Annotated in this window: 7 protein-coding genes; 4 read left to right on the top strand and 3 right to left on the bottom strand. The window is 54.9% G+C overall.

The window, feature by feature from the left end:
- The first annotated feature begins 5 nt into the window (after window positions 1-5).
- From NSU18_RS17245 to NSU18_RS17230, 4 genes are all read left to right on the top strand, one after another.
- A complete protein-coding gene (locus tag NSU18_RS17245) occupies window positions 6-1,904 on the top strand; it encodes a cache domain-containing sensor histidine kinase (RefSeq protein ID WP_341014926.1) in 1,899 nt (632 codons plus the stop codon).
- On the top strand, window positions 1,901-3,484 hold the full coding sequence (locus NSU18_RS17240) for a response regulator transcription factor (protein ID WP_341014925.1): 1,584 nt from the start codon (window positions 1,901-1,903) through the stop codon (window positions 3,482-3,484). Before NSU18_RS17245 ends, NSU18_RS17240 begins: the two co-directional genes overlap by 4 nt.
- Before the next feature lie 205 nt (window positions 3,485-3,689).
- Window positions 3,690-4,493 carry an aminoglycoside N(3)-acetyltransferase gene (locus NSU18_RS17235; RefSeq protein ID WP_341014923.1) on the top strand — a complete coding sequence of 268 codons (804 nt, stop codon included), beginning with the start codon at window positions 3,690-3,692 and terminating at the stop codon, window positions 4,491-4,493.
- Between the two features lie 93 nt (window positions 4,494-4,586).
- Window positions 4,587-5,222 carry a histidine phosphatase family protein gene (locus tag NSU18_RS17230; protein WP_341014921.1) on the top strand — a complete coding sequence of 212 codons (636 nt, stop codon included), beginning with the start codon at window positions 4,587-4,589 and terminating at the stop codon, window positions 5,220-5,222.
- A gap of 778 nt (window positions 5,223-6,000) precedes the next feature.
- Here NSU18_RS17230 and NSU18_RS17225 read toward each other — a convergent pair.
- The 3 genes from NSU18_RS17225 to NSU18_RS17215 all read right to left on the bottom strand — a co-directional run bounded on the left by NSU18_RS17225 (window position 6,001) and on the right by NSU18_RS17215 (window position 13,565).
- Window positions 6,001-7,269, bottom strand: coding sequence for an MFS transporter (locus NSU18_RS17225; RefSeq protein ID WP_341014919.1), 1,269 nt, complete (start codon window positions 7,267-7,269; stop codon window positions 6,001-6,003).
- 5 nt (window positions 7,270-7,274) lie between these two features.
- The gene (locus tag NSU18_RS17220; protein WP_341149630.1) at window positions 7,275-8,180 is read right to left on the bottom strand and encodes an ArsR/SmtB family transcription factor; all 906 of its coding nucleotides are present in this window, start codon (window positions 8,178-8,180) and stop codon (window positions 7,275-7,277) included.
- Between the two features lie 255 nt (window positions 8,181-8,435).
- Window positions 8,436-13,565, bottom strand: a complete 5,130-nt coding sequence (locus tag NSU18_RS17215; protein ID WP_341149629.1) for an S-layer homology domain-containing protein — start codon at window positions 13,563-13,565, stop codon at window positions 8,436-8,438.
- Window positions 13,566-14,037 lie beyond the last annotated feature (472 nt).

The raw sequence follows: 14,037 nt of genomic DNA, 5'->3' as shown, positions 1-14,037 counted from the left end.
TGAGCATGCGAGAGAGAACAGGGGCGTTATGGCACTCCTTCCACTACTGGTGGGGGCGGAGGTCACTGCAGAGCCGGCTGATTGCGGCCTATATCTTCATTATTCTGGGACCCAGCCTGCTGGTGTCCTTCTATTCGTATAAGGAAATCAACAACACCTATATGCGGGATTCAATTGAGAAGAACAGCTATCTGCTGCAAATGGAGAGAATGCATGTACTCAACCAGATTGAGGCCATGGAACGGGCGCTTCAGATGGCGTATAGCGATAAAAGTGTGCGGGATTACCTGATCAGTGAGGATGATCCAACCCTGCGTGAGCTGATTGATTTCAATACGACTACCTTTTTGAATTTCAGCCAGATTCAGTTCAACAATCCGAATATCGAGCATCTCTATCTGTTCTCTGCCAGTCCGAATGTGTATGAGATATGGCCGGTTATTTTCCGTGAATCCCGGGTGTCGATGGAGCCCTGGTTCCAGCAGGCCATGAAGCTGGAAGGAAGGCGGAATCTCTGGTCCTTTCAGAATACGGACATCGATCTGATGCAGCGCTCCTCGGGGGGAGGCGGGCAAGGTCAGCCGAAGGTATCCGTGCTGCGGGAAATCAGTATTCCGGCAGGGAATCATATCGGGATGGTCCAGGTGGATATGCTGCTGAGCAAGTTCACGCCCAAGACTTATACCTCTGTGCAGGATAACGAATCCCAGATGGTCATTGTCGATGATGCGCTGAATCTGTTCACGCGTACCGACAACTCCTTCCTGACCACTGATTCCGGGCTGAGCGCAGCGATTAAGGAGCGGCTGGCTGTCTACCGCAAGACCGGGGAATGGGAGATGGATTACAAGGAGAATGGGAATTCGTACCTGCTGATTCAGGCACCGGTGGAGCAGATTGATGCCTCCCTGGTCACGGTGGTCTCGATGAAAGGCCTGATGAAGGATATTTCGCGGACCCGCAATTTGATTATCGGGGTGAATATCGGTTTTATTTTCCTGGTTACGGCGATTACGTATGTGCTGAATGCATTCATTCTGAAGAATCTCCGCCGCCTGACAGAGACGATGAAGAAGGTACGCCGGGGCGAGCCGTATGGCAGTATTAAGGTCAGCGGGGGCGGGGAGGTCGGAGAGCTGGCGCATCATTTCTCCAAGCTCATGAATACGATCAATACGCTGGTTGCCCAGGCGGTCTATAAGCAGGCGCTGTCCAAGGAAGCGGAGCTGCGGACGCTGCATAATCAGATCGATGCCCATTTCCTCTACAATACGCTGGAGAATATCAAGATGCTGGCCGAAATTGAGAACCAGCGGACCATCTCGGATGCACTGACCCGGCTGGGCGGGATGATGCGTTATAATTTCAAGTGGACCGGGGAATATGTGAAGCTGAGAGACGAGCTTCGCCACATCGAGAATTATATAGAGGTCATGAATATCAGGTTCGAACACACCATTCAATTGGAGCTTCATATTGACAGCGCTTATCTGGAAGTGGAGGTGCTTAAGATGTCATTGCAGCCGATTGTTGAGAACAGCGTGAAGCATGCCTGGAATGCAGACGGCGTGGAGTTAACGGACCGGATTGTGAAGATCGAGCTTACAGAGGCGGAGGGGGATATCTTCATTGTCCTGCGCGATAATGGGCTGGGGCTGACGCAGGAGCAGCTGGTAGAGCTGCATGAGGCGATTTATGCGAAGGAGGAGCCTGGAGCGGACGCCTCCGGGATCAGCAGCGGCGGATATAAGGCGGGAGGCGTCGGGCTGCGCAATGTGCATCAGCGGCTGCAGCTCTTTTACGGGGAAGCCTATGGACTGGAAGTGCAGAGCGAAGCAGGGAAGTGGACAGCGGTGTATATGTCTCTGCCCAAAGTTCTATTGACGGGGGATAATCAGCGATGACAAATCTGATGATTGTGGATGATGAGAGAATGATCCGTCAAGGTCTGAAGGCGATGATCGAACGGGAATATCCGTCGGTCTACAATATATCGATGGCAGGAAACGGTGCAGAGGCACTGGAGCAGTACAAGCGGGAACGGCAGGATGTGATTATTACGGATATCCGGATGCCGATCATGGACGGGATTACGCTGTTGGCGCGGCTGTCTGCGGAAGCAGGGGCGGGCGGAGCTCCGGCTGTCATTATTCTCAGCGGTCATGATGATTTCGAATATGCCAAAAGCGCGATCCGCTACCGCGTCAAGGACTATCTGCTGAAGCCGATCCGCCGCGAGGAGCTGTTCGAGATTCTCGAACGCATAGCCAAGGAAGTGGCGGAGCGGGAATCCAGCAGCCATAAGCAGCTGCAGGAAACAGAGGGCTACCGCCGCGAGCTGCGGGCGGCCCGTCTGCGCAGTCTGCTGATGCAGCAGGAGGGCGAGGTATCGGCGGCCCAGCAGGAGGAGCTTGCGGGGCTGACGCTGCCTTTTACAGTAGGGGTGCTGAACTATCATCACAGTGACGGTACACGGATGAAGCCGGCAGAAGTGCAAGGGCTGCTGGAGCAGCTGAGCGGACCGCTGGAGCACAAATTCACGGAGATTCTGACAGACGGGGACGGCAAGCTGGTGCTTGTCGGAGAGGGGGAGAGCTTCCTGGAGCTGGCCAGGAAGGCAGAGTCCAAGGAGCTTACGCGGCTGCTGCTCGGAATCAGCAGGGAGAGCCGCAGCGCCGACCAGTTCCGTACCTGTTATCTGGAGGCTTGCCGGGCGCTGCAATACACCTTCCTGTCGCCGCAGGCCAGCTTCGTGGACTATGCGGATATTCAGGCCGGACGGCTGAGCTTCCCGCTCCCGGAGGAGGAGCTGCGCAAGCTGCTCAATATGCTGGGAACCGGGCGGGAGAAGGAGATCAAGGCGCTGCTTGGGGTTATTTTCCAGACGGAGCATCTGCTGAGGCTGGATCTGAGTTACCTGGAGAATGTAGGGCGGAGTATGAATGAACGTGTATTGGATGAGGTGTTCCGTACACACGGCGAAGCTTCGGTGGAGGTACTGAAGCTCTACCGCCAAGTGGGCAACCTGCATAATTTCCGCCATTTCCACGACTATTACCGTGCGCTGGAGCATCTGCTTCTAAGCGTTAACGATTATATTATAGGCATCAAATCTGCTCATACTGAGCATGCCGATATGGAGGAAGCCATGGCCTATATCGAAGCGAACTACGCCCGCCCGCTGAACATGGCGATGGTCAGTAATTACGTGTCTCTCAACTATTCTTATTTCAGTGAGGCGTTCAAGGCTTATACCGGGGAGAGCTTCGTGCTGTATCTCAAAAAAGTCCGCATCGGCCACGCCAAAGAGCTGCTGGCCGATAACCGGGTCAAGCTGGCCTCCGTCTCCGAGTCCGTCGGCTTTGAGAACAGCAAGCAGTTCGCGCGGGTATTCAAGGAGCTGGAGGGCATCTCTCCCGGGGAATACCGGGCGAAGCTGCTGATGGGACGTTATCCCGGACAGGCTGAGGATAAGGAGTCTTAGGGTTAGGGCAGAGGCAGGAATGATGGCAGGCATAGGATTAGGTCCGGGTAACAAGACTTGCGGTTCAAATATAAGAATTCATATGTTTCACATGATAAATTATCCTTCTATTTCTCACTAGAACGATACCGTCCTTAAAAGGACGGCAAAGTCGTTTCCACTTGTGATCTATGATAGGATAGATGGAAGGTCTGGAGGTATTTGTATGGAAGAGATCCAAGGAACACTGATTACGGCAGATAGGCTGGCCGCCGATTTCCGGCGGCTGGGTGTGCAGGAGGGCATGACGCTGCTGCTGCATTCCTCCTTCAAGTCACTCGGGCAGTGGGTGGCCGGCGGACCCGTTGCCGTGATCCTCGCGCTGGAGCAGGTGCTGGGCGAGGAAGGGACACTGGTGATGCCGACGCAATCCTCGGATCTGACCGATCCGTCAGGCTGGAGCAGACCGCCGGTGCCGGAGGCCTGGTGGCCGGAGATCCGGGAGCATATGCCGGCGTATGACCCGGACCTGACGCCTATTCGCGGCATGGGGATTATCCCGGACTGCTTCCGCAAGCAGCGGGGCGTGCGGCGCAGCAGCCATCCGATTGATTCTTTTGCCGCCTGGGGGAAGCACCGGGATGTCATTATTGACGGCCATGGCCTGGAATATGCCTTCGGAGAGCGTTCGCCGCTGGCCCGGATCTATGAGCTGGGTGGAAGCGTGCTGCTGCTGGGCGTGGACCATGGGAACAACACCTCGCTGCATCTGGCGGAGCACCGGGCGGATTATGCCGGGAAGCAGGAAGTGATCGCAGGCGCTCCGATGCTGGTAGACGGTGCCCGGCAATGGGTAGAGTTCAGCGATTACAACTGGAATTCGGATGATTTCGCTCAGCTTGGCGCGGACTTTGACAAGGAGACCGGGCAGATTGCCAAGGGCTTCATTGCAGCATCTGCGGCGCAGCTGGTCCCGCAGCGGGAGATAGTCGATTATGGGGTGAAGTGGCTGGAGCGCAGCCGCAGGTAGACCTTGCGGATACGGCGGGCAGAGGCTGGTGTGATGCCGGAGCGGCATGATGTAAACATCGATACATAATTGGGTAAAGGGGAATCAGAGTTCATGACTACTACGGTGTATATTACAAGACACGGGCAGACGGAATGGAATGTGCAGAAGCGGATGCAGGGCCATCAGGATTCGCCACTTACACCGCTTGGGGTGCAACAGGCAGAGTGGTTAAGTCAGGCTATGCAGGATGTCCATCTGGACGCGGTCTATGCCAGCTCCAGCCCCCGGGCGCTGCGGACGGCAGAGATTATCCGGGGCGGCCGGGAGATCCCGCTTACCGCCTATGACGAATTCAAAGAAATTAACCTTGGCGTCTGGGAAGGCCGGGAGGCCGGTGAGCTGGAGGAGCAGTACCCGGAGCAGCACCAGCTATTCTGGGGTGACCCGGCGCTGTTCAGCATCAAGGGCGGCGAGACCTTCGCCGCCGTGCAGGAGCGTGCACTCGGCAAGCTGCGGGAACTCATCCACCGGCATGAAGGCGGCACGATTCTCATTGCCACCCATACGGTAGTAGTGAAGGTGCTGATGGCTTATTTTGAAGACCGTGCCATGGAGAAGCTGTGGGATCTGCCCTACATCCACCCTACCTGCCTATGCAGAATTGATATTACAGACGGCGTGCCGGAGATCGTGCTGCACGGAGATACCAGTCATTATGTGACTAGTGAGGGCGGCCTGGAGTCCTAAGCGGCAGTTACTGGATAGCAGCACAGCAGGTGCAGTTACGATAAACAGGCGATGCGCATGTGGCATCGCCTGTTTGGCATGGGGCGGGGCAAGGCCTGGGCGGAAGCGCTGCATAAAGTGCAACAATGCAGCACGATAGGAGCGACGAGGGCGGAGATCCTGCATGAAGTGCAACACTGTCGGCTCTAGAGGGGCGAGCTGGGCGGAAATCCTGCACGAAATGCAACAATCCAGCTCCCGATAGCCCGTAATCGTTCGAATTCCTGCAAAAGTTGCAACAATGTGCCGTATCCAGTAACAAATTTAGAAAAATCCTGCATGAAGTACAATACTGCTAGTACCTCATCAGATTTAAAATAATGGAGTAGAATAAATCACTCTTAAAATTACATATTTTTCAATATACAGTTTTTATCTTTTTTGGGGGACGTTTGGCTTGGCGTAACGGACTGAGGTGCTCTTATCCGGGAAGAAAGTCATCACTTGGGCGATTAGCGGACCGTAAGGACCTTATCCCCTGCAATTCAGCTCCAAAACGTCTCGCAGAAAGACGATAAGCTCCACTGAGTCCGTTACGCTGCAAAAGGTGGCGTTCTCGTGAGGATAAGGTCTCTTCGGTCCGTTAGATTTTTTGGGATGATAGGGTTTCATTACACGAACACCTGAGTTTCAAAAGCTTATCCACCCTTTTAAATCTGGCACTGTACTAGGACTCCATAGGAGTAACCTGCGCGGAGATCCAGCACAAAGTGTAACATTGCTAGCTCCTTGGGCTCATCTACACAGAGACATTACCCGTCAGCGCAGCCTCCTGGCGCTGGCGGTCCCGCTGCTCCAGCACAGACAGGTCGCCATCCAGCGCTTTCAGGCCGGGCAGGCGCAGGGCCACTCCGGCATACAGCGCCGGAAGCAGGCCTGCAGCAAGCAAAAGCACAGGAACTCCATACAGCTCGGCGACCGTACCCGCTGCCAGGGCGCCAATCGGCGACAGGCTCCCGCCAATCAGGAAGCGGACCGAATTCACCCGGCCCTGAAGCTGGCCGGGCACGAGCCGTCCGTGCAGGGACGAGCTTAAGGAGCTGAAGAAGGGCCCCATCAGTCCCGCGGCGAATACGGCGAACAAGGCGAAGGCATAGCTGGGGATGAAGCCCCACAGCATGGTGACGATGCCCGATAAGCCCAGGCTGCCAAGCATGACGGCACGCCGCTGTTTAATCTCACCCATGATGGAGATGGCCCCGAGTCCGGCGAGATAGCCAAACGCAGACACTGTAGATAGCGTGCCTACAGCCGCCGCATCGCGGTGCAGCACCTCGCGGACATAAGGGACCATCATCGTCCATATAGCTGTGGAGCTAAGGTTGCTGACGGCAGCCATCATCATGATCGTCAGCATGGCCGGGAAGCGCCGGTAGAACGAGAAGCCTTCGGCCACCTCCCGCAGATAGCCGGACACGGAGACGGCAGCAGGCGGACCGGCGGGCTTGCTCATCCGGGGCAGCCACAGCAGCATGGCGATTGCAGCCATATAACAGACGGCATTGACCCCGAGCGCCGGCAAAGCCCCGCTGGCCGCGGTCAGGATGCCGGCAAGCGCCGGTCCAAGCAGTGCGGCGGCCCCCTTGCAGCCGTCAATGATGGCGAAGGCGCGCATCAGCTTGCCGGTCCCGGCGATCCCGGGGATAATAGCCATAGCCGTCGGCAGGAACAGCGCGGAGCAGGCTCCGCTCAGGCTGGCGGCCGCGAACAGCTGCCAGAGCTGGAGATGGCCGGCGAGTCCCATGCCAAGCGGAAGCAGGAGCGCCAGCAGCCGCAGTACGGCAAGACAGGCCATGAAGCGCACGCGGGGCAGCCGGTCGGACAGCGGCGAGCCGAGCAGGCGGAGCACCTGCTCAGGAATCATGGAGCTGAGCGCAAGCGCCCCCATCGCAACCTTGGAGCCGGTCAGGTCATAGACCAGCCACTCCATGGCCAGCAGCCCAAAGGCATCGCCGAAGGCGCTGAGTGAAACCGTGGATAACAATCCGTAATAGCTCCGTTTCTGCAACCCGCTCACCCCTTCAGGTAATCCTCAATTTGCCCGGGCAGATCATCCAGAGCCTCCAGCCGCAGGCTGTAGGAGACACTTTTGCCGCTGGTGTGAACGATGACCAGACCTGCAGCGCGCAGCGCGATCAGGTGGTAGTGAATCGTGCTTTTGGACAGCTTAACCGCCTTCACAATCTCTGTGAAATTCATCTGTCGTCCGGTAAGCTGCCGGAGAATGAACAGCCGGGTCTCATCTGATAACGCCCGGGTAAGCCGCAGGAGCGCGGCAGCAGGACGTCCTTCTCCGGGTGGTAGCGCATCGCAGGAGTAGCTGGTGAACACAAACTCATCATATTGAGAGGAGATGACCAGCGGACGGGCATGATACTGCGGAGTGATAATAACCCGCTTCAGCGTCTCCGACGGATAGAGCCGCATCCCTTCGGTAGCTGCTTCGTAGACGTCCATATCATTCGTGCCGTTCAGCATCGCTGTCCGTGCTCCGGCCTCCTGCCGCAACCCTTCTAGGATGGCCGGATCAATGCTGCTGAAGTAGCTGTCATTCCACACCCGGATTACTTCAGCCGCAGCATCCCGCAGTCCGGCAAGATTCGCAGGCACACTCTGCCCGAACCTCCCGGCAATGTCGTAGAGCTCCCCCGGAGACAAGTCTTCGAACCAATGCAGGAATTCCTCCGGCGTACGCTCTCCGGGACAGCTCCAGATGTAGGGGGATAGACTGAAATTATCGGTGAGCTTCAGCACCTCCTTCATACGCTGGAGCATGACAGGGGCGAACTGCGTCTGGACCAGACGGACCCAGGGAGTACCGGCATCCATAGCCGTATGATTTTGCTTGCCGATAAAAGCGTTGAGGCTGGTAATACATTCATAGATAGGCGCGAAGTCTACGGTTAATTTATATTCCATAAGAAATTCCTGCTTTCTGGTGTGGTAAAGGTGTTGGTTCTATGTATATAGAACATTTATTAGTTTTATAATAAACGAACATTTCTTCTTTGGCAAATGATTCTTTTGACGGAGGATGTGGCTCAGGCGCTTTGCGGGGACTCCAAAACATAAAAATACTTATCTATCAAAAAAGGCGGTTCCCGCAGCGCATCATGCGCCTTGGGAACCGCCTTTACTGATTTAAACCTCGTATAACGCTGTGGCGTGCGTGTGTTAGTTAATGAATTGCAGCGACTTCAAGGTCTTCTCCAGCATCGTAGCTGCTTCCGCACGGGTAGCCAGCTTCGCCGGAGCGAACGCACCATCAGGGGTTCCCTGAATAATGCCTGCGGCGGCGATCTCTGCTACCGCTGCTCTGGACCAGGCCGGGATGCTTGAGGCATCGCGGAATTTAGCCAGTACAGCCGGATCGGACGTCAGGGTCTTGCCGGTGTATTTCATGGCTTTGGACAGGACGGCTGCCATCTCCTGCCGGGTAATCGGGCTGCCCGGCTTGAAGCTGCCGTCGGTATATCCGGTAATCAGACCTGCGGAAGCCGCGGTCTGTACAGCATCCGTGTACCATGCGCCTGCACGGACGTCACTGAAGGCCGTTGCTGTTGCTGCCGGGGCAAGGCCCAGGGAACGGGTAATCAACGCTGCGAACTCGGCCCGTGTTATGGACTGGGCAGGCGAGAAAGCGGTACTGCTGGTGCCGGTAATCACCAGCTTCGAGGCCAGCAGCTCAATAGCGGATTGTGCCCAGTGTCCGGTAGTGTCACCGAAGGTCTTGGATGACTTCACCACAGTATAATAGCTGTTGCTGTTGCGCTTGATCGTTACTTCCGTATGTCCGTCTGCCGGACTAGCGAAGACCGAAGGCACGAAGGATAGCTTACCTGTGGCCGGGTCAAAGGCGACACCGGTCGCGCCCTTGGCATCAAGTGCACCTGTAGCCGTGAGGGTCCGCTTCACATAAATGCTGCCGAAGCTGTTCAGCGGAACGCTTGTAGTGCCTGCCTGGGCAGTAACACTGAATTCAATGACTGGTGCAGCAACAGTGATCGTACCTGCCTGCGCGGCGATAGCTTTGTTCAGGCTGTCCAGTATAGCGGTATCTGCCTGAAGCAATGATACGGTAATTGTGAAATCACTGGTGCCAAGCCGGGCGGCCAGAGCCGTCCCGTTGATAAGACTCAGCGGCAGGGAATAAGAAGCACCGCCGGTAGAGATGAAGGTCAACACTGTGTCCGGTTGTGCCGCCGCCTGCTGCACCAGCACGCTGCCTGGCAGCACAGCCTGGGCGCCGCCTGCTGAAGCCGTGAGCGGAAGCTTCAGCTCATTCGTACCGGCAGGCAGGGCTGCAAGCTTAGCGGTGAGATCCGCTGCAGTAAATGTGGTAATCTGCGGCGCTGCTCCCGCGCTTGGAGCAGGGGTGGCCGATGGCGTTGCCGTAGGCGTCACTCCCCCGGAGCCTCCCGGATTAGATCCTCCCGGATTCGTGGTTGGTGCCGGTGTTGTAGTCGGACTTGGATTTGGAGCGGCTCCCTTCAGATCAGTGATCCGTCCTTCAAGCTTGGAGGTGACCGGTTTATGGTTCTTCAGATAAGCCAGCAGCACCTCAAAGTCAGGCAGGCCCAGCTCATAATAACGTCCATCCGCCTTGGCTGAAGCCAGTGCACGGTAGAAGTCTCCGCCGCCAGCCATGAAGGAGTTCGTGGACAGAATATAATAGCCTGCCGGATCAACCGGCAGATAAGTCCCGTCCGCCTGCTTGATCTCAACGGAGATGATGCGCTCCCCGGTCTGGGTCACCTGACCGGTCAAAGAACTCACAATCTCCGGCTTTTTGGTCGAATCATACGTGTATTTCATCCCTGAGACATGAGCGAACCGTCCCTGGTCGGACTCCAGGCCGCTGACTGCGTTCTCCAGGGAAGAGATGATCTCTGCGCCAGTGACCTTCAGGGCAACCAGGCTGTTATTGAATGGGAGTGTGGTCAACACCTCGCCCATCGTAATATCGCCCTTGTCAATCGCTGCGCGAATGCCTCCGCCGTTCTGGATGGCGACGACGCCTTTGATCGTACTCTGGTCCTCCTTGGACACGAAGTTAGGCATTAGCTCAGTTACTTTCTCCGCAACACTGTCAGCAATCATGTTGCCGATTGGGGTCTCTTCCTTACGCACCACGCGGACGGATTTCCCGTCAATGTCACGGTTGGTGTAGAGATCAACGTCCGAGCGGCCTACAACCTGGCTACGGACTGTTTCCAATTCAGCATCGTATGGGGCAAGAATTTTTTTGGCAGCAACATCTTCACCGAACAGATTCACATCCAGCAATTTGCCTTGATAAGCCTTAACCTCGCCTTGGTCATTAAAGGTCACATCCAGCTCACCGAGGAACTGGCTGTATTCGCCGGTCTGCACAATCAGGACATTCTTGTCCGTACCTGCAATTACCACAGGAGTTGGCGGGTTATCGATCTTCGTATGGGAATGTCCGCCGACAATAATGTCGATCCCCGGAACGGCCTTGGCCAGCTCCTGATCCACGGTGTACCCCAGATGTGTGACGGCGATAATCTTGTTGATGCCCTGGTCTTCAAGCGCCTTGACGGTACGCTTCGCGCTGTCTACATGATCCTTGAAAATAATCTTGTCGCCGGGAGACGCCAGGCCAACGGTATCCTCAGTTGTCAAGCCGAAGATTCCGACCTTCTCTCCATAGACGTCCTTGATGACAGAAGGGTAAATATGGCCGTCTTTGGCCGTACTCTTGGTCTCATCTGTCTCAAGAATACCGGTCATCTCATGATAGAGATCGGCAAGCTCGCTGCCCTTCGTAGTGAAATCAATATTGGAGCTGGCGAACGGGAACTTGGCCGCCGTCACGAAATTCCGCAGGATTTCCGGATTCTCCTTATTCATGTCAAACTCATGATTGCCGAAGGTCATCGCATCATAGCCGATATTGTTCATGAATTTGATGTCTGCCTGACCCTTGAACTGGTTGAAATACAGGGTTCCGGAGAAGACGTCACCCGCATCCAGCAGCACCGTATTGCCTGTCCGTTCACTGCTGATGGCGGAGGTACGCTTGGTGATATTCTCCAGATGGCTATGGGTATCGTTCGTATGCAGGACGCGCAGATTGAAATCTGTAGTACCGAAGTCAATCTGTGCGAGCAGCGGGTCATGGTCGCTGATCCGGATGCCGTCGGCATCAGATACAGTGCCCTTCGGATAATCTCCCGGATCTGCAAAATCGGCATTAATATGCACGATATCAAGCTTGCTGGCAGAAGCCAGCCGGTTATTGACGAGGATATGATCCAGCGTCTGGGAGTTGCCCTGGAAATTGTAGGAATACCGTTCATTCAGCGGCAGGGTATTTACAAGATTCGTAAGTGCACTGCCCTTGAGGATATTGAGCGTATCTGAGAACTGGAAGTCATTCAGATCGCCCAGCACGACAAGATTGGCCTTAGGGTTCTTCTGAAGCACATCCTCAGCGAAGCTGCCTACCACCTTGGCAATCTTGGCCCGCTGAATTTCAGTCGAGAAGACCGGAGGCTGAACGGAACCGAACAGATAGCTGTCGCTGCTCTTGGAGTTGAAGTGATTAGCAATGACGATAATTTCTTTACCCCCGAAAAGGAACTCGGCAGCCAGCGGCTTGCGCGACTCTTTGAAGGCTTCATTCTCCGGATCAATGCGGCCCGGATTCAGGCTGAGGCCAGAGCCTGCGGCATAGCTCACAGCGTCTGTAGCTGTTCCGGGTGTGCCCGGTTTCAGAGTGACGCGGTTCATATTGTACAGGAAGCCTGAGCGGATATTGCCGTCTGGAACGCCGCCATCCTGGTTGTTCTGCGGGGCGATATCCGTGTAACCATAGTTAGATGCACCGCCGTCAATGGCTGTAATGGCAGCGATCAGGGCTTTGTAGCTTTCGCTGGCATCTGTTCCGCCTTTGCCGGTTCCATCGTTATCCTGCACTTCTGTCAGGCCGATAATGTCCGGTGTTTTGAGATTGACGACGATGTCCTTAGCCACGTTGGTGATTTTGGCTGGATCATTGTGCTGGGAGAAGTTCTCTATATTAAAAGAAGCAATATTGAGCTTGTCCGCTTCTCCCGAAGAGAGGGAGGTTACTTCCCGCTTCAGCTTGCTTGGGGAGACATCCGGCAGGCCGTCTGTTTCCGTAGAAATCAGGAATTTGCCGTAGTCATAGGTCAGAATACCGGTGACATTGCCCAAGAACTGCTGGCCTGTAGTGAGTACCGGAGCGGTCTTCACCGAGAGAATCAGGCGCTGCGGGTTAAAGTCGGCACCCGTCAATACCAGTCCGCCGGCAGGGGAAGTCACTTCAGTCGTGTTGCCCGTACCGTTGACGGTCACCACCGGGATTTCAAAAGTACTGCTGGAAGCATAGTAGACTGCCGGGCCCACGGTGGTCGGCTTGGCAAGCTCCAGCCGCATCCCTTCCAGGCTCTCATAGAAGTCGATGGCATCGGTGGCTGGCTCGAACTTGGCCGGATTCAGGCCATCATCGTCGATTACAGCCGTTGGGATGAGGCGTCCGCCGGTGCCCAGCAGGGTGGGGGCCGGAAGCGGATTACCGCTGCTGACAACCGTGGTTTGGCTGGCGGTAATCTGTGTGGCAGATAATTGTCCGGTGCGGCCAAATTCCTTGACAACTCCGTCTACCGTGACTGCATCGCCTGGTTTAACGGCACTGCTTTTTCCCTTCTGATAGATTTGAATGGCTTCCGAGGTCTTGATATCGTTATCCATATCAGCGGCCGCAGACTGGATATAGAAGCTGTCTGCATCCTTAATGTAGGTAACGATTCCCTTAACGTCAGTGACCATAGCATCCACATAAGGGGAGATATGTCCTGCGCCTTGAATCTGGTTAATCTTCAGACCTGCGAGTGCAGGGGCTACGCTGTATTCAAAAGTGGATGTTGGACCTTTCTCTGAATCGGGTAATAAGGAATAAGCTGTAATCTTAAGAGAGGTAATACCGGAATGAACGCTGATTGGGGCAGTATACAATTGGTCTGCAACTTCTGCGGTAGTGCTGTTGTCAGCATAGACGCTGTAGTACACGCTTGCCGTTACAGAGGTGTTTAAAGTAATCTTTGACCCTGTAGCGATCTTAGTGCCTGCGGCAGGGGATGCCGTAACCGCTGGAGCTTGGATGGCGGCAGTGACCGCAGCAGTGTCGGCTGCTATGATCGGCTCTGCCGAGGCCGTCCCTGAGCCTGTGGACAATCCCGGGAAGATCCCGGTTAATAGCAATGCTACCGCCAGGAACAGACTGAGCGGCTTCCTGCATTGTGAAGAAAGTTTCATGTGAGTATACCTCCCCATAAAATATCATTCGTACTCTATTATAATAGAGATAATATGAATCTAGCGCAATTTTTCGTCAATATTTGTTAAAGTTGCATAAAATCTTAGCTGGAAACAATGAATAATATAAAATTTTAATAGATTTTAGGCGAAGGTAGTTATGTTTTCTGAAAATCATGTAAACTACATGTTATTTATATGCTGATAAACGGCGTCTCCCTCTTGGGCGAGGGAAGCTCCGTTTATTGTTGTTTTGTTGTTAAGGAAACTATAGTCATCTTTCCGCTTCCCCTCAACTCTTCTACACGCACCTTATCCACCACAAACGTAAATGTGTGGGCGGAATGTATGCGAAAAACAGTATACAATTGGGTTGTGTGGGGACGAGCGGAATGGATGTATACGGAAAACAGTATACAATGGGCCTGTACGGGGCTGTGCGGGCTGGATGTATGCTGAAAACAGTATACAA

The organism is Paenibacillus sp. FSL H8-0048 (assembly GCF_038002825.1).
Lineage (GTDB): Bacteria > Bacillota > Bacilli > Paenibacillales > Paenibacillaceae > Paenibacillus_AQ.
This window is presented reverse-complemented; position numbering and strand designations above follow the sequence as displayed.

What these genes read in the sequence shown, in the direction of transcription:
- NSU18_RS17245 (WP_341014926.1), top strand. Translation starts at nt 6, where the DNA reads ATGCGAGAGAGAACAGGGGCGTTATGGCACTCCTTCCACTACTGGTGG.
- NSU18_RS17240 (WP_341014925.1), top strand. Translation starts at nt 1,901, where the DNA reads ATGACAAATCTGATGATTGTGGATGATGAGAGAATGATCCGTCAAGGT.
- NSU18_RS17235 (WP_341014923.1), top strand. Translation starts at nt 3,690, where the DNA reads ATGGAAGAGATCCAAGGAACACTGATTACGGCAGATAGGCTGGCCGCC.
- NSU18_RS17230 (WP_341014921.1), top strand. Translation starts at nt 4,587, where the DNA reads ATGACTACTACGGTGTATATTACAAGACACGGGCAGACGGAATGGAAT.
- NSU18_RS17220 (WP_341149630.1), bottom strand. Translation starts at nt 8,180, where the DNA reads ATGGAATATAAATTAACCGTAGACTTCGCGCCTATCTATGAATGTATT.
- NSU18_RS17215 (WP_341149629.1), bottom strand. Translation starts at nt 13,565, where the DNA reads ATGAAACTTTCTTCACAATGCAGGAAGCCGCTCAGTCTGTTCCTGGCG.